Below are 20,631 nucleotides of genomic sequence, written 5' to 3' on the forward strand. Positions count from 1 at the left end.
TTCACGACGTGACCTCGACGATGCTCAGTTCCGGGATGGGGAAGACCAGCCGGCCGCCCCAGGCGTGCACGAAGGACAGCTGCTCGACCAGTTCGTCCCGCAGGTTCCACGGGAGGACCAGGACGTAGTCCGGCTTGTCGGCGGCGATCTGTTCGGGCGGCAGGATCGGGATGCGGGTGCCGGGGGTGAACCTGCCGTGCTTGTAGGGGTTGCGGTCGACCGTGTACGGGAGCAGGTCGGGGCGGATGCCGCAGTGGTTGAGCAGGGTGTTGCCCTTGCCCGGGGCGCCGTAGCCGACGACCGTCTCGCCGCGCTCGGCCGCGGTGATCAGGAACTTCAACAGGTCCCGGCGCACCTTGGCCACCCGGGCGGAGAACTCGGTGTACCCGGACAGCTCCTGCAGCCCGGCGGCCTTCTCCCGGGCCAGTACGTCGGCCACGTGTCGACCCGGCTCGCCGGCCACCTCGACCGGCCGGGCCCACAGCCGGATGGAGCCGCCGTGCGTGGGCAGCAACTCGACGTCCACGAGCGCGAGTCCGCCGCTCGCGAGGGCCCGGATCGCGGACGCGACCGTGTAGTACTGGAAGTGCTCGTGGTAGATCGTGTCGTACTGGTTCTCCTCGATCAGGGTCAGCAGGTGCTGCACCTCGATGGAGACCCAGCCGTCGTCGGCGACCAGGGCGCGCAGCCCCCGGGTGAACCCGACCACGTCGGGGATGTGCGCGTAGACGTTGTTGGCCACGACCAGGTCCGCCGGGCCGTGCTCGGCGCGGACGGCCGAGCCGGTGTCCGGCGACAGGAACTCCGTGAGCGTGGGCACGCCCTTCTCCCGCGCCGCGGCACCGACGTTCACCGACGGCTCGACGCCCAGGCAGCGGATCTCCCGGTCCACCAAGTGCTTCAGCAGGTACCCGTCGTTGCTCGCGACCTCGACCACGAAGGCGTCGGGGCCGAGCGCGAGGCGCCGCACGGCGTCGGCGACGAACGTGCGCGCGTGCTCCACCCAGGAGGTCGAGTAGGAGGAGAAGTACGCGTACTCGCTGAACGTCTCCTCCGGCGTGATCAGCGGCGGGATCTGCGCCAGCCAGCAGTCGGTGCAGACCCGCAGGTGCAGCGGGTACGCCGGCTCCGCCTTGTCCAGTTGGTCCGCGGCGAGAAAGCTCTCACATGGTGGCGTCGCCCCGAGGTCGACGACGCTCGCCATCGCTTCCGAGCCGCAGAGTCGGCATCGTGTCATCTACTGCCCCCCATTGATTCCGTCCCCCTTGATTCCGTCCGCCCCGCGATCGCGGTGCGGTACGCGTCCACCAGGCGCTCAAGGCCGACGGCCGGGCTGAAACCCTGCTCGTATCGGCGCCGGGCCGCCTGGCCCATCTCCCGGTTGCGGGCCGGCTCGGCCGCGATCCGGCGTATGCAGGACGCGAGCGAGGCGGCCTCGCCCGGCCGGTGCAGCAGCCCGGTCACCCCGTCCTCGACGAGTTCGACGAAGGCGCCGTGACCGGCGGCGACGGTCGGGACGCCGGCCGCCATCGCCTCGACGACCACCAGGCCGAACGCCTCCAGCCACGTCGAGGGAGCCACCACGGCGACCGAGCGCGCGAGGGCCTGCCGGCACTGAGCCGTGTCGTACAGGCCGACGTACCGCACGTCGTCCCGGCCCGCCGCCCAGGCGGTCACCTCCCGCTCCAGCGGCCCCGCGCCGGCGATCACGAGCGGCACGCCCACCCCGCCGCTCGCGGCGATCTCGTCCCACGCGGCCATCAGCAGTCGCACGCCCTTGGCCTCCGCGAGCCGACCGAGATAGAGCACCTGCTCGCCGGCGCCCGATCGGCGGGCGTCCGGGTCGGGCACGAAGTTGTGCTTCACCGCCAGCCGTTCGGCCGGCATGCCGGCCCGCACCAGGACGTCGCGCTGTGCCGCGGAGATGCAGAAGAACCGCGTAACGCCCGACCACCACCGTCGCCGGTTGACCGACAGGCTGACCGCGAGCGGCACCGTCGCGAGGCGGGAGCCCCGGTAGCAGCCGTGTCGGACGGCGGGCAGCGGCGTCGCCCCGACGCACTCGGTGCACGGCCGGCCGTCCCGCTGCAGCGTGCCGGGCGGGCAGACCTGGGTGTAGTTGTGCAGCGTGGCGACGGCGGGCACACCGGCGTCGGCGCAGGCGGCCAGCACCGCGGGCGACAGGAGCGGGAAGACGTTGTGGACGTGCACCACGTCCGGCCGCTCGGCACGGAGCCGGGCGGCGAGTTCCGCGCGGACCGCCGGGTTCCACGGCACCAGCAGCGGCACCGCGACCTTGCCCAGCAGGGACCGGGCGGCGATGTCGTCGCTGCGCCGCTCGAACACCTCGACCCGGTGGCCGGCCGCGCGCAGCAGCGCCGCCTCCTGGTCGACGACCTTGTTCTCCCCGCTCGGCTGCGCCGAGGCGTAGCGGTTGTGCACCACGAGGACGTGCATGGTCAGGTCACCTCCGATCTCTGGGCCCATCGCGGGATGTGGCGTCGAGGAACTTCGGGCGTCGGGACGGGCGCGACCGCGGCAGGTGCCGCCAGCAGCGAGGCGGCGACCGTCAGGTGCAGCAGATACGGCGAGGCGTCGCCCAGCCCGGCCTCGGTGTAGGACGCGATCGCGCAGTAGCCGATCAGGAAGATCGCGCAGGCCCTCGGCAGCGACGGTGGCCGCAGCAACGCGACGCCGCCCAGCACGAGGATGATCGCCGCCACGAGGGCGATGCCGACCAGCCCCTGCTCGTTGTAGACGGCCAGCCAGCTGTTGTCGATCGGCAGCCCGCCGAACGACTTGTCGCCCAGGCCCACGCCGAACAGCTGCTCCGTGGTCGTCCGGGGCGCTGCCAGCAGGGCGTCCCAGACCTTGGCCCGACCGGTGAGGTTGGAGAAGTTCTCCTGGCTCTGCCCGCGCAGGAACCACGTCTGCAGCGCGGAGCTGAACGCCACCGCGGCCACCGTGGCGCACACCACCGCCCAGGTGAAGAACCGGCGGGCGGCGGCGCTGGTCAGGATGAGCGAGCCGATCGCCAACGCCAACCCGATGCACAGGCCGAGCGTGGCCGTCCGGGTATGGGTCAACGCCAGCAGGACGAGCGACGGCACGATGACGACCGCCGCGCCGGCCCGGTCGGTCCGGCGGCCCAGGACGAGCAGCACCGTGAGCCCGACGATCACCGCGGCGTACTGCCCGATCTGCGGCGGGGTGAGCGGCCACAGCGCGCCGACGAGGCGCCCGCCGTAGAGGTCGGGCATGGCCGCGCCCGGTGAGACGACCAGGCCGGCGGCCACCGACCCGAGCACGGCGAAGTACATCCGGATGTGGTGCCGGACGAACGTCGGGCCGCCGTCCCACCAGCGGCTGAGCAGCCACAGCGTGCTGACGAAGAGAGCCAGCCGGGCGCAGCGGAACAGCGCGCCGAACCCGGACTCCAGGAGCGCACTGGAGAGCACGCTCGACACCAGCAGCAGGGTGAGCAGGAACAAGAAGGCGCTGAGGCGGACGCGCAGCCGGACATTGAGGGCGAGCGCCAGCGCGAACGCGGCGACCAGCGCGCCCATGGTGACCAACTGGATGAGGGAGCGGGGCAGCGGAATGATGGTCTTCGCCCCGGCGGAGCCGAGCGTGTTGAGGACCAGCAACCCCCAGACGATCCCGACGAGCTTCGGCGTGCCGGCAGGGCGCGGTGCCGTGCCGGGCTGCGTTCCCGCCGTGTGCAGTCCGCCCGGCGGCCCACCGCGCGTCAGGTCTCCGCCCATCTCAACCACCGGCCTGTGGGTCGAGGGTGCTGCCCGCGTCCTGCCGGTACGGCGTGCCCCGCCACTGCCCGGAGTCGAGCACCTGACTGGGGTCGTGGGCGACGAACGTCCACGGTCCGAGGTAGACGTTGTCGTGCCAGCGGTTGTGCTGCTTGTCGGTGATCGCCTCGGCCACCCGGTCGCCCTTGTACGGCGACCAGTCCGGATAGGTGCCGTAGTTGGCGAGCACCGCCATGCGGTCGCACCTCGCCGTGCACGTGACGACGGACTTGTCCAGCACGAAGCGGTTGTCGTGGATGTCCACCCGCTGGGTCTTCCACCGGCAGTCGGCGTAGAGCGGTGGGCTGGCGATCGCCGGCTCCGTGCAGCGGTGGGGGTCCCGCACCAGCAGGGTGCAGTCACCGGACGAGGTGTTGGCCGGGCTGTTGCAGAACCGGTCGGCGTTTTCCCACAGGGTGATCCCGGACCAGTTGTCCTCCAGCACGTTCCGGTAGATCTCGATCTTGTCGGTGCGGGCTCGGATCCGTGGTTCGCCACCGGACTCGGACAGATAGACGGTCGCGAACGGGAAGTTGTCGCCGCGGTCGGCCGCCTTGCGGCCCTCGACCCAGTTGTTCCGCCGGATCGTGTTGTTCCGGATGACCGCGTTGTAACTCGTCTCGTAGATCAGAGCGGCGCCGTCGTTGGCTTCGAGCACGTTGTTCTCGATGCGGAAGTCGTTGTTGTTGGTGTCCGCCCACAGCCCTGTCCCGCGGTTGTCGTGCACCCAGTTGCCGCGCACGTCGGCGCCGTTGACGGCCCAGAACTTCACGCCTCCGGTGCAGCCGCAGCCCGGCCGCCGCCGTTCCCAGTCACCGGTGTTGTTGCCCACGATCTCGTTGCCCTCGACCACCAGGTCGCTGACCCGGCCGCCGGTCGTGTACGCGTTCATTCCGTACTGACCGTTGTCGCGCAGGCAGTTGGCGCGGACCCGCTGGTGGGCACCGGCCATCAGCCCGGCACCGGAGTTGTCCTGGATCGTCGCGTGCTCGATCACCCACCCGTCGGCCGAGTCGTGGTTGACCACGCCCTCGTTCTGCGGCGCGACGAAACCCTGCACGGTCAGATAGCGGATGGTGACGTCGCGGGCGGTACCGCCGAACGCGTACTGGTTCTTCTCCCGGCCGTCGAGCACCGCGCCCGGCGCACCGAGGTAGCGGTCCCCCTCCTTGGGGATGACCTGGGCATAGCGATCCGGGTCGAGCCTGTGCTTGCCCGGTCGAAGCCAGAACGTGGTGTTCGCAGGGTTGCTCTTGGTCTTCGCTGCCAGGTCACCGACCTCCGCGGGGTCGACCGGCACCGCGCCCGCCGGTGCCTTCGTCGGCCCGGCCGCGGGCTTGCCGCATACCCGGGCCACGGACGTGGACAGCGCCCCGGACGCGGTCGGCGCAGCGGTCGGCTCCGCCCGGGCACCGGGTGTGCTCGCACAGCCGGTCGCCGCCAGCAGGGCCAGCGCCAGCGGTGCCGCCGCGGACGCCCAGTGCCGCCTCTTGATCCCCACGCGCCCCCCTAGCCGCGGAACCTGAGCACGGTGGTGAACTCCCCCGACGGCGCGGCGTCGTCGGCGAAGCCGGTGCCGACCAGCGTGGTGGTGGGTTCCTTGCGCCCGAAGCCGGCGGAGTACCAGCCCAGAATGGGGTATCCCCTGCTCGAAGAGCTTGGGGAAGGGTCGCTCTCGCCGCGGTGCGCCCGCCAGCTCAGCTGCCCGGGCAGGTCGAGCACCGCGGAGCGCTCCTCGCCGTCCCGGGTCCAGGTGAGCACTGCCCGGTTCCCCACCAGGTCCGCGGCGATCGCCGGGCCGAGGTGGAACGCCAGGTGCACGGCCCGGCGCGGGCCGCGCACCTCGTCGACCACCGTCAACTCCCGCTTCTCGGCGGCCAGTTCAACCCGCCGGCGGTGCACGGACGGCTGGTAGCCGTCGTGCTCGGCGCACCAGCGGACCACACCCTCGTCGGATGTGTCCGAGGTCAGGACGCGGCTCCTGGCATGCCGGGTCCACAGGAACGGGCCGCCGGAGACGGACTGGTCACTGCCGTCCAGTCGCAGGGTGTTGTGGCCGAGGGTCGACCGGAAGTACTGCCGCCACTCGGGCTGCCCGTGGTAACAGAACGTCCCCGGGTCGGCGAGCACGTCCACCCCGTCGTGCCGGACCTCCACGGACAGCGCGTCCGCGTGGGCATGCGCGGCGATGGACAGGAAGCCGTGCGGACCGCCGTCGCAGCGGCACCAGATCTCCCCCGGACCGCGCAGGATGGTCATCCCCGCGTCGGCGAAATGGGCCGGTCGGCTCGCCGGGCGGGTCACGGCCGGCGCCGTTCCGACCTTCGCGTACGGCCGGATGAGCGCGGCCAGCAGCGGGGTGCGCACATCGGTGCCGGTCACCGTCGGCCACCAGGCGAGCCGACCGAACACGGCGTCCCCGGTGGCCAACAGCGAGGCCCAGCGGTCGGTGCCCGCGCCGTCCACGACCAGACCGTGCCCGTCGTCCGCGTCCCCCTGGCGCGGCGGCCGCAACCGGCTGTCCACGACGGCCGCGAGCGCGTCCGCCATCCGCAACAGGACCAGCCGGACGGTCGCGGGGACCGGCACGGCGGCGGCATCCGCCTCGGCCACCGCGGCCAGACCGAGCTCCAGCACGAGTCCGTGGTACTCGGTGGCCAACTCGCGGTTGAGGCCGGAGTGGAAGGTGTTGCCGCGCAGATGCCGCTCCAGCGACCGCAGCGCGCCGGCCCGCCAACGCGCCGAGGCGGGGAACCATCCGAACGCGCAGGCCGCGGCGAACTGCCCGGCGGCCTCGGCGATGACGTGGTTGTTCGCCGAGGACCCCCGGCTGGGGAAGGCGGCCAGCCAGCGCTGGTGGTGCCAGATCTGGTTCAGCGCCACCGGGTTGCCCTCGAAGAGAGCGGCGGCGCCCGGCCAGCCGTCGAGCAGCCGCCGGATCCACACCCAGGACAGCAGCCGGATGCCCAGCTCGATGCCGCTGACCCAATGCACGCCGTGCAGCGGTGGGTTGGCCGCCCACCACGACCGCAGGTGCTCGGCCACCCGCTCGGCGTACCGCTCGTCGCCGCTGATCGCGTAGGCGGCGGCCAGCACGGTGAGGTACTGATGCCGGGACGGTTCCCAGATCTGCTTGATGTCGCCGACCGCGTCCTCGTTCCGGTACGGCACGTCGAAGGCGTAGCCCCCCGGGGCCCGGCGCCCGGTCTTCGGGTCGTACCACCAGTCCGGGGCGACCAGGTCCTCGCGGACCACCCCGAAGTACTCGGCGTACCCGTCCATCAGCCGGTCCGCCTCGGCGAGGAGGCGTTTCGCGGCGTCCGGAGGTACGGCGGCGATCGTCCCGGTGGGCAGTACCGCGGCGAACCGGGCGCCGGACACGTTCGGGCAGTGCGGCCGCGCCGACCGCCACCGCCGCCTGCGCACCGCGTCGCCCACCCGGCCGCCGACCTCCCGCGGCCCCATCCGGGACAGCCGGCGCAGGTACCAGCCCGGACTCCCCGAGCTCATCGTCATCGCGTCCTCGCCAACGTCACCGGCGCGCCGCCGGCCAGGCCGGCCTGCACGGCGAGGGTGGCCGCCGTGGTGGCGACCAGCGACTCCAACGGAACCGGCATCGGCCCGCCGGTCCGCACGGCCCGCACGAACGCGGCCAGTTCGGCGGACTGGCCCTTGTCCCGGGCCTTGGGCAACCGCGAACTGACCCACTTCTTGCGGCCGGCTGTGCCGGCGAAATACACCGAGGCCCGGACGAAGTCGTCGAGCCGCAGCACCTTGCCGTCCGCGACGAGGTCCAGGGTCTCCTTGGGGAACCCGGGCGCACCGCTGGTGACGTAGCTGATGGTGGCGGTGGACCCGTCCGGGTAGCGCAGCACGGCCTGGATGTCACCGCCGCCCTCGTGCCCGGACGAGGCGACCGCGTACACCGAGACCGGGTCGGCGCCGAGCAGCCAGCTCGCCGTGTCGACGAAGTGTCCGCCCTCGCCCTCGAACCGCGAGCCCTCGGTGCCCTGTTGCAGGTACCAGCTGCCGTGCTGCAGCCGGCCCGCGTTGACCAGGTAGCGCAGGTGCGCCGGGCCGGTCCGGGCGCCGAACCGCTTCCTGGCCTCGGTCAGCAGCGGCGCGAACCGGCGGTTGAAGCCCACCTGCAGCCGGTCGTTGCCGGACTCCTCCACCGCCGCGAGCACGCCGGTCAGCTCGTCCTCGGTGAGCGCCAGGGGCTTCTCCACGAACACCGCCTTGCCGGCAAGGAGTGCCTTGCGGGTCAGTTCGGCGTGCGAGCTGTGGCGGGTGACCACGAACACCGCGTCGATGGCCTTGTCGCCGAGCACGGCGTCGAGGTCGGTGGTCGCCTGGGCGAAGCCGAACTTCCGCTGCGCGTTGGCCGCGGACAGCGCCGTCGTGGTGACGACGGTCGACAGCTCGACGCCGCCGCGCTGTGCCAGGTGCGGCAGCAGCATCGACGTCGCGTAGTTCCCCGCGCCGACGAACGCGAGGCGGACCGGTGTCCTGGTGGCCCGGGCCGGCCTCGGCCGCACGTCGACCGCGGGCACGGCAACCTCCGGGGCCGGTGCCTCCACCACGTGCTGGGGGTAGCGGAACAGCACGGCGACGGCCTTCAAGTCGCCGTCCTTCAGGCGCCGGTACGTCTCGACGGCGTCGTCGAAGTCGGCGACGTGGGAGACCAAGGGCTCCACGTCGACGCGGCCGCGGGCGACGAGGTCGAGGAAGCACGCCAGGTTGCGGCGCTCGGTCCAGCGCACATAGCCGATCGGATAGTCGCGCCCTTCGAGTTCGTACTCCGGGTCGTAGCGTCCGGGGCCGTAGGAGCGGGAGAACCGGACGTCGAGCTCCTTCTCGTAGTACGCGTTCCACGGCAGGTCCAGGCGGCACTTGCCGATGTCGACGACCCGGCCCCGGTCCCGGCACAGCCGGGCGGCCAGCTCGACGGGCTGGTTGCTGCCGCCGCCGGCGGCCAGGTACACCTGGTCCACGCCGTGGCCGTCGGTGAGTTCGGCGACGGCGGCCTCCACCGAAGCGGACGCGGGATCGCCGCAGGCCGCGGCGCCCAGGCGCTCCGCCAGTTCGCAGCGCACCGGGTCGGGGTCGACGCCGACGACGCGGACTCCGGAGGCGACGAGGAGCTGCACCACCAACTGCCCGATCAGGCCGAGGCCGATGACCAGCGCCACCTCGCCGAGCTGCGGCTCGCCGCGGCGGACGCCCTGCAACGCGATCGACCCGACGGTGCCGAACGCCGCGTGCCGCGGCGCGAGACCGTCCGGCACCCGGGCGTAGAGGTTCTTCGGCACCCAGTTCAGCTCGGCGTGCAACGCGTGCTCGTTGCCGGCGCAGGCCACCAGGTCGCCGACCTTCACCTCGTCGATCCCGGTGCCGACCTGCTCGACCACCCCGCACAGCGAGTAGCCCAGCGGCGTGTAGGAGTCCAGCTTGCCCATCACCTTGCGATAGGTGGCGGGCAGCCCGTTGGTGGCCACGCTCTGCATGACCTTGGCCACCTGGTCCGGCCGGGAGCGGGCCTTGCCCAACATCGACATACCGGCCTCGGAGACCTTCATGAGCTCGGTCCCGGTGGATATCAGCGAGTAGGCGCTGCGGACCAGCACACCGCCCGGCTTGCACCCCGGCACCGGCACGTCGAGCACCGCCAGCTCGCCGCTCTTGTAGTTCTGCACAACCTGTTTCACCCGAAGTCCCCTTGTTTCTCAGCCGTCTTCTACGCCGACGAGCGCGCGCTCGGGCCGGACCCGGAGGTCGCGCCGCGATACCAGTACTCGAGGGTCAGCACATGCCACAGATGCTTGGAGAAGTCCCGCTGCCCGGCGGCGTCCTCGGCGACCATGCGCGCCAGCGCGTCGCGGCGCAGAAAACCGGAACCGACGAGCACGCCGTCGTGCACCACCTCGCGCACCAGCGGTGCCAGATCCCGGCTCATCCAGGCCCGCAGCGGGGCGCTGAACAGGCCCTTGGGCCGGTAGACGATCTCCCGGGGCAGGATCGAGGTGGCCGCCTCCTTGAGGACGGCCTTGCCCTGCCGCCCGACGATCTTGCGATCGCCGGGCACCGCGAACGCCGCCCTGACCACCTCGACGTCCACGTACGGCACCCGCACCTCGGTCGACGCGGCCATGCTGGAGCGGTCCGTGTACGTGAGGTTCAGGCCCGGCAGGAACATCCGGGCGTCGCCCAGGCACATGCGGTTGACGAAGTCGTCGAGGTCGTTGTCCTGGTAGACGTCCGCGTGCTCGGTCAGCACGTCCTCGACCGTCCCGGCCAGGTCCGGATCGAGCAGGGCGAGCAACTCGTCCTGGTCGTACATGGTGTAGCTGCGCCGGAACGCGGTCTCCTCGGGCAGATCGGCGAAGGAGAGGAACCGCTTCGCGAAGCGCACCGACCGGTACCCGCGGCGGGCCGTGGCGACCGGCAGCCGGTCCACGGCCCGGGACAGGCCGCGCCGCAGCGGTCGCGGGACGCGCTGGTAGCGCAGCGCGATCAGGTTGGCCAGGTGCTTGCGGTACCCGGCGAACAGCTCGTCGGCGCCCATCCCCGACAGCATCACCTTGACCCCGGCGTCCCGGGCGGCCGAGCAGATCAGGAACGTGTTGATCGCGGCGGGGTCGCCGATCGGCTCGTCCAGGTGGTACGTCATCTGCGGCAGCAGGTCGAGCACGTCCGGAGCGATCTCGATCTCGTGCAGGTCGACGCCGAACCGCCCGGCCACCTGCCGGGCATAGCGCAGGTCGTCCGGCATCGCCTCGAACCTGGCGTCCTCGGCGCGGAACCCGATCGTGTAGGCGGAGATCCCGGGTCGTTCGCGGGCCGCCAGCGCGGTCAGGTAGCTGGAGTCCAGACCGCCGGAGAGGAAGGTCGCCACGGGCACGTCGGACAGCAGGTGACGGCGGGTCGACTCCTCCACGACGGCGGCCAGGTCCGGCCGTTCGCCGCTCCGGGCGCGCTCCTGCCCCTCGACGGCCACGTCCTTGAGGTTCCAGAACCGGCCGCGCTCCTCCCGGCCGTCGGGCCGGCACCTCAGCCAGCTCCCCGGCGGCAGCTTTTCCGCCTCGCGAAACGCGCACCGCGAGTCCGGCACCCAGTAGTACAGCAGCGAGGCCACCAGCGCCGCATGATCCACCTGTAGCGACCCGCCGGTCGCGACGGCCAGCGCCTTCAGCTCGGAGGCGAACGCCACACCCCCGCCGCGCCGCAGTAGGAACAGCGGCTTGATGCCCAACTGGTCGCGGACGAGCACCAGTTCACCGGTCCGTTCGTCGAAGATCCCGAACGCGAACATGCCGCGCAGCCGGGGCAGGCAGTCCGTGCCCCAGCGCCGCCATGCCTCCAGCACCACCTCGGTGTCGGAGGTACCGCGGAAGCGCACCCCGGCGGCCACCAGCTCGGCACGCAGCTCGGGCGCGTTGTACAGCTCGCCGTTGTACGTCAGGACGAGGCCGCCCGAGACCATCGGCTGGGCTCCGGTGTCGGACAGGTCGATGATGGCCAGCCGGCGGTGCCCGAGGTGCACTTCGCCGTCACCGGCGGGGTGGCTGTACCGGCCCGCGCCGTCCGGACCGCGGTGGGCGAGGGTGTCGGTGAGCCGGTCGGTCACGACCTTCCCGTCCGGCCATCGGTAAGTCCCTGCGATGCCACACATGTCCTACCGCGCCTCCTGGTCGTTGTCCGGGACCCGTCCCCGAGCTCTCAACTCTTCCCCCGGCCTTCGGCCGGGAGGTGCCCCCAGAGCAGGGGAGGCCCCACTGGCCCACATCGGCTGCCGCTCCGCCCGCCGCCGGCCCTCGCCCACTGCCTGAACGGCGTGGGAGGTACCCCCACCGTTCTGCCGGGCCGGCCGCTCGTGCTGGCCGCGCAGCGCGGTCTCCAGGCCGTCCCACAGCGTGCCGTCGGTCCGATCCCGCGGATCGGGATCGATCAGCACCACACCGATCACCGCAATGCGCTGGTCGGCGAGTTGGCGCGCCACGGTGTGCAGCCAGGCGGCGCTGCCGTGCCCGGCACGCACGACGAGCACGGTCCGGGTGCCGAGGTACCGGAGGTCGGTCCACGCGGTGCCGGGCGCGACCGAGCCGACGCCGAGTCGGCGTTCCTCGTGCGACACGGCCGCTGCACGCTCGCCGCTGACCACGCTCGGGCCTCCCGGCTTCGGGCGGCGGCCGGCGAGCTGCGAGCCGGGCAGACCATCGATGATCACCACTGGCCCGTCCGGTGCCAGGGACCCGGCGAGGTCCAGGGCGATCTCGCTCGTGCTGCGTGCACAGCCCAGTTCCAGCAGCGACACCGGTTCCTCGGCGCCGCGCGCGGTGCGGGCCAGGGACACGACGAGCCGTTCCCGTGCCGCCCGGCTCCGCCGGCGCTGCCACAGCCTGGCCGGCCGGCGGGGCAGCTCCGCGATGACCGAGGCGCCCAGGTTGGCCGCGATGTCCCGGCGCAACACGGGGCGGTCCGCCACCACCACGCCGACCGCGGCCACCGCGAGCCCCAGGACCAGCCCGAGGACGAGCCCGATCGCGGCGTCGGTGACGGCGGCCTTGAGCAGGGACTGCCGCACCGCGCGCGGGGCGTCCACGATCTGCGTGCCGGAGACCACGCGCGGCGTGCCGGTGCGCGCCTCCTCGGCCCGCTGGTCGAAGTCGGCGATCCGCGAGGTGAGCTCGGCCCGGCGGGCGAAGCGCGACTCGACGCTCGCGGACTCCTTCGGATCGCTGTTCGGCGCCCGGTCCCCGATCGCCTTGTTGACCTGGGCGAGCTCCTCCCGCATGCGGTCACGCTGGTCGTCCAGGGCCTTGGCCTCGGCCTTCGCGGCTTCCCACATCCGCCGTACGTGGTCCGCGACGAACGCGTCGGCCAGCGCCTTGGCGCGGGCCACCGCTGCCGCGTCGCTGTCACCCGTCACATCGATCTGCAGCAGGTTGTTGGTCAGACCGGTCCCGTGGTAGTCCCGCAGGAAGTCCTCGGGTTTTTCCCGGGACTTGAGGGTCTGCAGGGCCTGGTCGGCGATCCGCGTGGTCCCCAGCAGCGCGACGTCGGTGCGGATCAGCGTCCCGGGGTCGTTCGGCTGGTCCTCCTGATGCGCGACCAGCACCTTGGTCACCGCGGCCGGCGGCGACGGCAGCAGGACCGCCACCGCCGCGCCGACGAGCAGCCCCAGCAGCGCCATGGAGCACCACAGGCGGCGCCGCCTGCGCACCGCCACCACCAGCGCCTGCAGGTCCAGCAGGGGAGCGGCGGCCGACGACTTTGACGTCGTACTCGTCGTCACGCGGAACCTCCCGCCGCGTGGCCGCGGACCGCGAGCACCAGAGTGGCGTCATCCGGTGGGCGGCCGGGAGACTGCGCCGGACGGGCCCGGACCGTGCCGGCGACGACGATGCCGACGACCTCGTGCCCGGCGTCCGCGCACGCCTCGGCGATGCCGGCGAGTTCCCCCGCGGTCCAGCTGCCCGCGCTGAGCACGACCAGGGCACCGGACTCGTTGTCGCGGTCCGGCACCATCGGCCGGTCCACCGAGACCCCCACCACCCGCAGCATGGGGTATCCCCTGCTCGAAGAGGATGAGGAGGGATCGCTCTCGGCCTCGTCGACGAGCCGTCCGGCGGCCCGGCGGGCGATCTCGTCGCCGTCCGGGACGACGACCAACAGCCGCCGGGGAGACGGCAGTTGCTCCCGTAGGCGGGCGCACACCCGCCGGTAGCGGATCTGCCTGTCGGCCTCGTCGCCGGACGACTGCGGGGCGGGTGTGTCCCACCGGGTGTCGATGCCCAGCAGCCGGCGGATCCGGGCCCGCGGGCCATGGCCTTCCGGCCGGTGCGCGGGCCGTTCATCAGGTACGTCGACGGTACCCAGCAGCACCGAGCCCAGCGCCGCGGCGATCTCCGGTTCGGCGCGCAGTCGGCGACTCATCCGTGCGGCGGCGAGATGGCCGATGACCGCGAGCAGGAAGAACACCAGCGCCCCGGCGAGGGTGAGCTGCACTCTCGTCGGCGGTGCCTCGCCGGTCGGCCGGGTCGCCGGACCCATGACGACCATGTTGGCCTTGTTGGTGGTCGGGGCGGCCTGGTCCAGTTTGTTGACGGCCTCCTGCAGCGCGGTGCGCAGCTTGGCGAGCTCGGTGCGGGTCTGCACGCTCTCCACGGACCGCCCCGGATCGGCCGTAGCGGCCAGCTCGGTGATGCGGCGGCTGGTCTGCACCACCATCTGCCGCAGCGCCTCGGGCCGCGCCGCCGCTTCGGGGTCGCTGTTGTCGCCCACGATCCGTGCGGCGAAGGTGACGAACTGCCGGACCACCTGGTCGGAGAGTTGCTGTGCACGCTCCGGGGTGTCGGCCGTGCCCGAGATCGTGATGATGTTCCCGTCGGCGGCCTTGGCGCTCACCCGGTCCCGCAGCTCGCTGCCGCCGACCCCGGTCCAACCGAGCGTGGCAGCCGCGCGGTCGAGCACCGTCGAACTGGTCGAGATGTCCACCTGGGTCAGCAGCTCGCGCTCCTCCCACTGCCCCGGCAGCAGTACCGACGCCGACGCCGTGTAACTCGGCGGAATCAGCGCGGAGGTGCCGTAGCCGAAGAGCGCACCCACCACGGCGAGGACGGCGAGAAGCCGCCATCGCCGACGGATGATCCGCCCGATCGTGGCCAGGCGTATCGTGTCATCGCTCAACGGCGGGGCCTCCGCCCTGCCCGGTCCGGGTCGCCCGCCGACACCGGAGCGTGGTCACGGCAGGCAGCGGCGTACGCGGCGAGCAGCGACGCCTGCGAGTTCCGCCAGGAGAGCGGCCCGCCGATCCGCTCCTGGCCGATCTTGCCCATCCGGGCCCGCTTCTCCGGATCGTCCAGCAGCAGCGCGATGAGCTCGGCGAACGCGGCCTCGTCGTTGGCGGGCGCGTAGACGGCGGCGTCACCGGCGGAGACCCGCGCCTCCCGGAGGTCGAACGAGACGATGGGCCGGCCCATCGCCATGTACTCCAGGACCTTGTTCATGGTCGACACGTCGTTGAGCGGATTGCGGGGGTCGGGGGAGAGGCACACGTCCGCGGTCGACAGACAGCGCACCAGGTCGGCGTCCGGAATTCGCCCGGTGAACTCCACCTGCTCCGAGAGCCCGAGCCGCCGGGACAGTTCCACCATCGCGTCGAAGGCGTCGCCGGCGCCGACGAACACCGCGTGCCAGTCGGTCCGCCCGAGCTCGTCGCGCAGCTTCGCCAGGGCCCGCAAGGCGTAGTCGACGCCGTCCTGCGGGCCCATGACGCCGAGGTAGCACAGCAGATGAGGCTTGCCGCGCTTCAACTCCGGCTCCGCAGGCACCGGTTGGAACCGTTCGACGGCAGGCGCGCTGCGCACCACGAAGACGTCCGCCGGCCGCTTGCCGCCACGGCGCACCGCGACGTCCCGGTAGCTCTCGTTCGTGGCGAGCACGATGTCCGCGGCCCGGTAGGTCCGCCGTTCCAGTGCGCACACGGCGCGGTAGAGCAGGTCTTCGCCGCGGTCGAACCGGGAGAGATACAGCTCGGGTACCAGGTCGTGCTGGTCGAAGACGAACCGCGCGCCGCGCCGCTTCAGCCACAGTGCCGGCAGGAACAGCAGGTCGGGCGGGTTGCAGGCGTGGACCACGTCGACCGGGCCGACCCTGCGGGCCAGCCGGGCCGTGTGCCACAACGCCGATCCGTACTCCCGCAGATAGCCGGCCGGTCCTCCGGTGGCCGCGCGCAACGGGTAGCGGTGGATCCGCACCCCGTCGATCTCCGCCTCCGGCTCGGTGTCCCGCTTCTCCCCCCGGGGACAGATGACGTGCACCACCCAGCCCGCGTCGCGCAGCGTCGTGCACTCCTGCCACACCCGCCGGTCGAACGGCACCGACAGGTTCTCCACCAGGATCAGCGCGCGCCGGGCCGCCCTGTCGCCGCCGGCTATGTCACCAACCGATGTGTCATCAAACGATGTGTCACCAAGCAAGGCCCATGTACCCCGGTTCGGCCCGGCGCGCCTCGGCGTCGGGAAGGCGGATGAGGTCGACGATCACCGGGCCGCCATGGGGCAGCGCCGACAGCACGGCCGGATCCCTGGTCCCGACCAGGCACACCTCGGCGTGCTCCAGCACCTCTTCCACGGAGTCCGCGAGCAACTGCGCGAGATGCGGCAGCCGGGTCTCGATGTACTCGCGGTTCGCGCCGAGCAGCCGGGAGAGGCTCACGTTGGCGTCGTGGATCCGCAGGTCGTACCCCTTGCCGAAGAGCATCTCCGCCAGCTCGACGAGCGGGCTCTCGCGCAGGTCGTCGGTGCCGGGTTTGAAGGACAGCCCGAACAGGCCCACCCGGCGCTTGCCGGTGCGCTCGACCAGGTCCACCGCGCGCTGCAGATGGTCGGCGTTGGAGGGCAGCACATGGGCGAGGATGGGCACCGAGACATCGGCCCGCTGCGCGGCGTGGACCAGGCTGCGCAGGTCCTTCGGCAGGCAGGAGCCACCGAAGGCGAAGCCGGGCCGCAGGTAGGCGGGGCTGATGTTCAGCTTGCGGTCGGCCAGGAACACGTCCATCACCTGGTGCGAGTCCACGCCGAGTGCCTGGCACACCGCGCCGAGCTCGTTGGCGAAGCCGATCTTGAGGCCGTGGAACGCGTTGTCCGCATACTTGATCGCCTCGGCCGTCGGGATCGGCACCCGGAACACCTCGCCGGGCAGGCCGTCGTACAGCGCCCTCACCGTGTCGCCGCTGGCCGGGTCGAGCTCGCCGATGACGGTCTTCGGCGGGTCGAAGAAGTCCCGCACGCTCGTGCCCTCGCGCAGGAACTCCGGGTTGACCGCGACCCCGATGTCCACCCCGGCCGTGCCGCCGACGGACTTCTCCAGGATCGGCACCAGCAGGTTCAGGCAGGTGCCCGGGAGCATGGTGCTGCGGAACACCACGGTGTGCCGCCCGCCCTGCCCACTGCGATCCGCCAGCGCGGCGCCGATCTGCTCGGTGACCCGCTCCAAGTACGTGGTGCACAGGCTGCCGTTGGGCTCCGACGGCGTGCCCACGCAGACCAGCGACACCTCGCTGCCCGTGATCGCCTCGCGGACGTCGCGGGTGGCGCGTAGCGCTCCGGTCCGCACGACCTCGGCGATGAGCTCGCCGATCCGCTCCTCGACCACCGGGGCCTTGCCGTCGTTGACCAGGTCCACCTTCACCTGGTTGACGTCCACCCCGATGACCTCGTGACCCATGCTGGCCAGACACGCGGCCGACACGCAGCCCACGTAGCCGAGCCCCAGGACGCTGACTCTCATGACGCGTTCCTCCCCCCAGGCAGGCCCCTTCGGCCTGCGGTTCGTGCGCCGGCCGTACGACGTCGCCGTCCCCCGCGCATCAATAGGCCCCCTGCCCTTGGAGCACCGCACGCAGCGTCTTCCACAAGATCACTGTGTCGAGGGCGAGCGACCAGTCCTCCACGTACCGCAGGTCCAGTCGGACGGCCTCCTCCCACGGCAGGTCACTGCGTCCGCTGATCTGCCACAGGCCGGTGAGCCCGGGCTTGACCAGCAGCCGCCGCCGGATGTCCGGGCCGTACGCGGCGGACTCCTCCGGCAGCGGTGGCCGCGGACCGACGAGCGACATCGATCCGGTCAACACGTTGAAGAGTTGCGGGAGTTCGTCGATCGAATACCGGCGCAGCACCGTTCCCACCCGGGTCACCCGCGGATCCCGGCGGAGCTTGAACAGCAGCCCGGCGCCCTCGTTGCGGTCGGCCAGTTCGGCACGTGCCCCGTGCGCCCCGGCGACCATGGTGCGGAACTTGAGAATGGTGAACTCGCGGCCGTCCTTGCCGACCCTGCGCTGGCGGTAGAACGCCCCGCCCCGGCTGTCCACCAGTATGAGCAGCCCGACACACACCATCAGCGGCGCGAACAGCATCAGCAGGATCGCCGCGCCCATCCGGTCGACGACCTCTTTGACCGCCCGGCGCCCCCCGGTGAAGGTCGGCATGCTGACCCGCAGCAGCGGTATTCCGAGCACCGCGTCGACGTGCAGCCTCGGGCCGGCCACCTCCATCAGTACCGGGGCCACGACCATCTCGGCATCGCTGCCTTCGAGGTTCCAGGCCAGCCGCTGCAGCCGGTCCGGTGACCAGTGCGGGTCCGGTGTGACCGCGACGACACGGTAGCCGTCGCGGCGGACGTGGCCCGCGACGTCCGCCAGTCTGCCGACGACCGGCACTCCGTCCAGTTGGTCACCGTCGAGCCCGAGACCGTCCGTCGTGCACACCGCCTCCACCCGCCAGCCGAGGTGCGGGAACTTGCGGGTCCGGGATATCAGGTCGTGCACGGTGGCCAGGCTCCCGGCAGCGAGCACCGGGCGCAGGCACCGTCCTTCCTTCCGCTGTCTGTGCAGCCAGAGGCGCAGCAGATATCGCGCGGTCATGGTGATGAGCGCGATCGCGGGAATCGCGACGAAGATCCAGAGCTTGATGTTGCGCGAGGCGAGGGCGATCCCGCCGAGCGCCAGTACGACGGTCGCCGTGAACAGTGAGCGTCCGAGCCGACGGAATTCCTCGGCGCCCTGGCCGAGCACGGCCGGAGCCCACGCCCGGCTGACCGCGAGCGCCCCCAGCACCAGCAGCTCGGTGCAGAATGCGAGGATTCCCCACTTCTCGTGCCAGTTGGCCGCGTCCCGGGCCCCGAAGAAGTTGCCGATCGCGGCCACCACGAAGGCGGTGGCCGCGGTATCGCTGGCGATCACGGTACGGCGGTACCGCTGCTCCCAGTCGATCGCGGGCTGGTCGATTGCCTCGTCCACCGGACGCCCGGGCGCCGAGAGAAACGGGCCGACCAATTCCCCCTGCTGCACAGACCCCCCCAGGTCATCAGTGGGCTCGACGTGTTCGCTCCACACGGTTTCCTCCCCCCGGGAGGCCCGTGCCCCCCGCGCTGTTCCTCCCCTCGGGAAGCCCCCGCCCCCCGCACCGCGCTGTTCCTCCCCTTGGGAGGCCCCCGCCCCCCGTGAATGACATCCCGGCTGTTGCAGCGCTACGTGAACACCCCACCGGCAGGCGGCAGCGGACTCGTCCGTCCCGGACTGTCGAGGTAGGTGAGAACCCGTCGAAACCTCGGGCTCCCCACTCCCAAGGCCCCTCTCGGGCTCCAAGAATTGATCGCCCCCACGTCAAGGCGCCGGGGACATGACTGCTGACTTGCGGTAACGCAGGAGCTAAAGATCATGATTTGTCGCTTCGTGTCATGTGAAGCAGGGTCAATGTAGACCATCGAAGCCCGCCTGGAGAGGGGGATGTGTGCAACTTGTGCCCAAACTTTGAAGCCGATCCACCAAATGATCACTGCCTGCGGTGTGTTGGCGGCGAAGGCATGCCCTCTGACCTGCGATGACGGGACTTCTCCGGGCTCGTCGGCACCGGCAATTCCGAGGCGCTCCAGAACTGCCAACTGGGCAGCGCTCGGCGGCGCTTCGTCACGTTCTGGCTCGGATGAGGTTCCTGGTGTGAGCGGTGTAGATGGTGCAGGTGGTGCAGATGTTGTTCCAGTGACCCAACATCATTGTGATGAGGGGAAGTTGGAGATCCGAGATCGAGTGGGAGCCGAGGAATCCGACGGCCGTTCGAACCTGCGACCACCGTGTCAGGCGGCCCCTGCGCACCCAACTCCTGCCGCAAACAGACACTGCTGCCGTAACCGCCGTCGGCGACGCTCGTCAGGGCCGTCGACTGCCAGGCAGTCAGCTCGTCGAGGATGTCCAGGGTCGAGCTCGGCAGGGCGAAGAGCCGCGGCCCTGACGCAAGGATCGCGCCGAACTGGCGTTCTAGCCGTTGCTTACGCAAGGGCGCATTGGCGGCGCATCGAGGCTTGTTTTGCGGGATAGGGGCGCGGCGGAGCTTCAATGTGCCCTGGGTCGTGATGCATGTCGGGCGAGCCCGGGGTGCGTTGTCGGCCTGTATGGAATGGGCCAGGTTGTGGCCGAATTTCGACCACTGCGGGTCGCCGTGCGTGTGTCACGGGCCGCGCCTTGGTGTTTCTTTCTCGTAAATCGGCAGGTCGGTGACCCTGGGTGGAAAGGGCGAGCGACGGGTTGCTTACGGGGAGGCGGGGCAGTGGTGCCGCGGTGGCGTGTGATCGCCTAGACAGACCGTTCGATGAACTGGTCGGGTGTGAAGGTTTTGTGGTGTACCGTACTGACGCTCGCCCGATTTCCGTACGGAATATCGGTCAATGCCGTAGCGCGTAGGCGGGGGCGGGATGCGGTCCGATCCCGATCATCCCCCGGTTTGTCGGTCAGCAGGAGGGAAGGAGCAGGGGGAAGCTATGGCCAATGTTTTTGACGATGAGTTTGCCCGATTCATCGTTCTGGTCAATGAGGAGCGTCAGTACTCGCTCTGGCCCGCCACCACAGAGGTGCCGGGTGGATGGCAGGTTGCGCGGCCGGAGGGGTCGCGCCAGGAGTGCCTGGAGTTCGTCGAGTCCACCTGGACGGACATGCGACCGGCCAGTCTGGTCGCCGCCATGGAGGCTCAGGGCTCCTAGCCCACGGCCGTGACCTGGGCAAGTACGGCTGAGGCGCGCCCCGTTGAGGGCGCGCCTGCCGGTGGTGTCGCGTGGTCGCCGGCCGTCCTGTCCGCCATCGCCCGTTCCGGGCGGTGCTGCGCATGAACAACAATTCTTCGGTTTCGGCTCTCGCCGGTAACGCCTGTTCGCCATGCTCGGAAGGGATCTCCGGGGATTGCGGGCGCGGCAATCAACGGTAATTCTTCGGGCCGTTGTCCCACCATTCATAGCGTCGCCTGACTCCGGGGGATCCGGGATGCCTTCCCGTGCC

At 71.3% G+C, this 20,631-nt stretch carries 13 protein-coding genes; 1 reads left to right on the forward strand and 12 read right to left on the reverse strand.

The window, feature by feature from the left end; all coding sequences use genetic code 11:
* Position 1 precedes the first annotated feature (1 nt).
* The 12 genes from MOV08_RS38400 to MOV08_RS38455 form a co-directional block, all read right to left on the reverse strand.
* Positions 2–1,237, reverse strand: a complete 1,236-nt coding sequence (locus MOV08_RS38400) for a class I SAM-dependent methyltransferase (RefSeq protein ID WP_275310737.1) — start codon at positions 1,235–1,237, stop codon at positions 2–4.
* Complete coding sequence (locus MOV08_RS38405; RefSeq protein ID WP_275310739.1) at positions 1,234–2,457, reverse strand: glycosyltransferase; 1,224 nt, start codon at positions 2,455–2,457, stop codon at positions 1,234–1,236. The genes MOV08_RS38400 and MOV08_RS38405 overlap by 4 nt, the downstream gene beginning before the upstream one ends.
* 2 nt (positions 2,458–2,459) lie before the next feature.
* Positions 2,460–3,764, reverse strand: coding sequence for an O-antigen ligase domain-containing protein (locus tag MOV08_RS38410; RefSeq protein ID WP_275310740.1), 1,305 nt, complete (start codon positions 3,762–3,764; stop codon positions 2,460–2,462).
* A 1-nt stretch (position 3,765) separates the two neighbouring features.
* Positions 3,766–5,304, reverse strand: coding sequence for a right-handed parallel beta-helix repeat-containing protein (locus tag MOV08_RS38415; RefSeq protein WP_275310741.1), 1,539 nt, complete (start codon positions 5,302–5,304; stop codon positions 3,766–3,768).
* 8 nt (positions 5,305–5,312) lie between these two features.
* The gene (locus MOV08_RS38420) at positions 5,313–7,319 is read right to left on the reverse strand and encodes an alginate lyase family protein (protein WP_275310743.1); all 2,007 of its coding nucleotides are present in this window, start codon (positions 7,317–7,319) and stop codon (positions 5,313–5,315) included.
* Entirely contained in the window at positions 7,316–9,511 is a 2,196-nt protein-coding gene (locus MOV08_RS38425; RefSeq protein WP_275310745.1) for a bi-domain-containing oxidoreductase, read from the reverse strand. Before MOV08_RS38425 ends, MOV08_RS38420 begins: the two co-directional genes overlap by 4 nt.
* A 29-nt stretch (positions 9,512–9,540) precedes the next feature.
* Positions 9,541–11,475, reverse strand: a complete 1,935-nt coding sequence (gene asnB / locus MOV08_RS38430) for an asparagine synthase (glutamine-hydrolyzing) (RefSeq protein ID WP_275310747.1) — start codon at positions 11,473–11,475, stop codon at positions 9,541–9,543.
* A 3-nt stretch (positions 11,476–11,478) separates the two neighbouring features.
* On the reverse strand, positions 11,479–13,098 hold the full coding sequence (locus MOV08_RS38435) for a Wzz/FepE/Etk N-terminal domain-containing protein (RefSeq protein ID WP_275310749.1): 1,620 nt from the start codon (positions 13,096–13,098) through the stop codon (positions 11,479–11,481).
* On the reverse strand, positions 13,095–14,492 hold the full coding sequence (locus MOV08_RS38440; protein ID WP_275310751.1) for a Wzz/FepE/Etk N-terminal domain-containing protein: 1,398 nt from the start codon (positions 14,490–14,492) through the stop codon (positions 13,095–13,097). Before MOV08_RS38440 ends, MOV08_RS38435 begins: the two co-directional genes overlap by 4 nt.
* The gene (locus tag MOV08_RS38445; RefSeq protein WP_275310753.1) at positions 14,489–15,784 is read right to left on the reverse strand and encodes a glycosyltransferase family 4 protein; all 1,296 of its coding nucleotides are present in this window, start codon (positions 15,782–15,784) and stop codon (positions 14,489–14,491) included. The genes MOV08_RS38440 and MOV08_RS38445 overlap by 4 nt, the downstream gene beginning before the upstream one ends.
* On the reverse strand, positions 15,774–17,096 hold the full coding sequence (locus MOV08_RS38450) for a nucleotide sugar dehydrogenase (RefSeq protein ID WP_275310754.1): 1,323 nt from the start codon (positions 17,094–17,096) through the stop codon (positions 15,774–15,776). The genes MOV08_RS38445 and MOV08_RS38450 overlap by 11 nt, the downstream gene beginning before the upstream one ends.
* A gap of 79 nt (positions 17,097–17,175) precedes the next feature.
* Complete coding sequence (locus MOV08_RS38455) at positions 17,176–18,654, reverse strand: sugar transferase (protein ID WP_275310756.1); 1,479 nt, start codon at positions 18,652–18,654, stop codon at positions 17,176–17,178.
* A gap of 1,466 nt (positions 18,655–20,120) precedes the next feature.
* On the opposite strand from MOV08_RS38455, the gene MOV08_RS38460 reads away from it, so the two are divergent.
* Positions 20,121–20,339 carry an MbtH family protein gene (locus tag MOV08_RS38460; RefSeq protein WP_039638827.1) on the forward strand — a complete coding sequence of 73 codons (219 nt, stop codon included), beginning with the start codon at positions 20,121–20,123 and terminating at the stop codon, positions 20,337–20,339.
* The last annotated feature ends 292 nt before the right edge of the window (positions 20,340–20,631 follow it).

The sequence above is a fragment of the Streptomyces yunnanensis genome (assembly GCF_029011865.1).
Lineage (GTDB): Bacteria > Actinomycetota > Actinomycetes > Streptomycetales > Streptomycetaceae > Streptomyces > Streptomyces yunnanensis.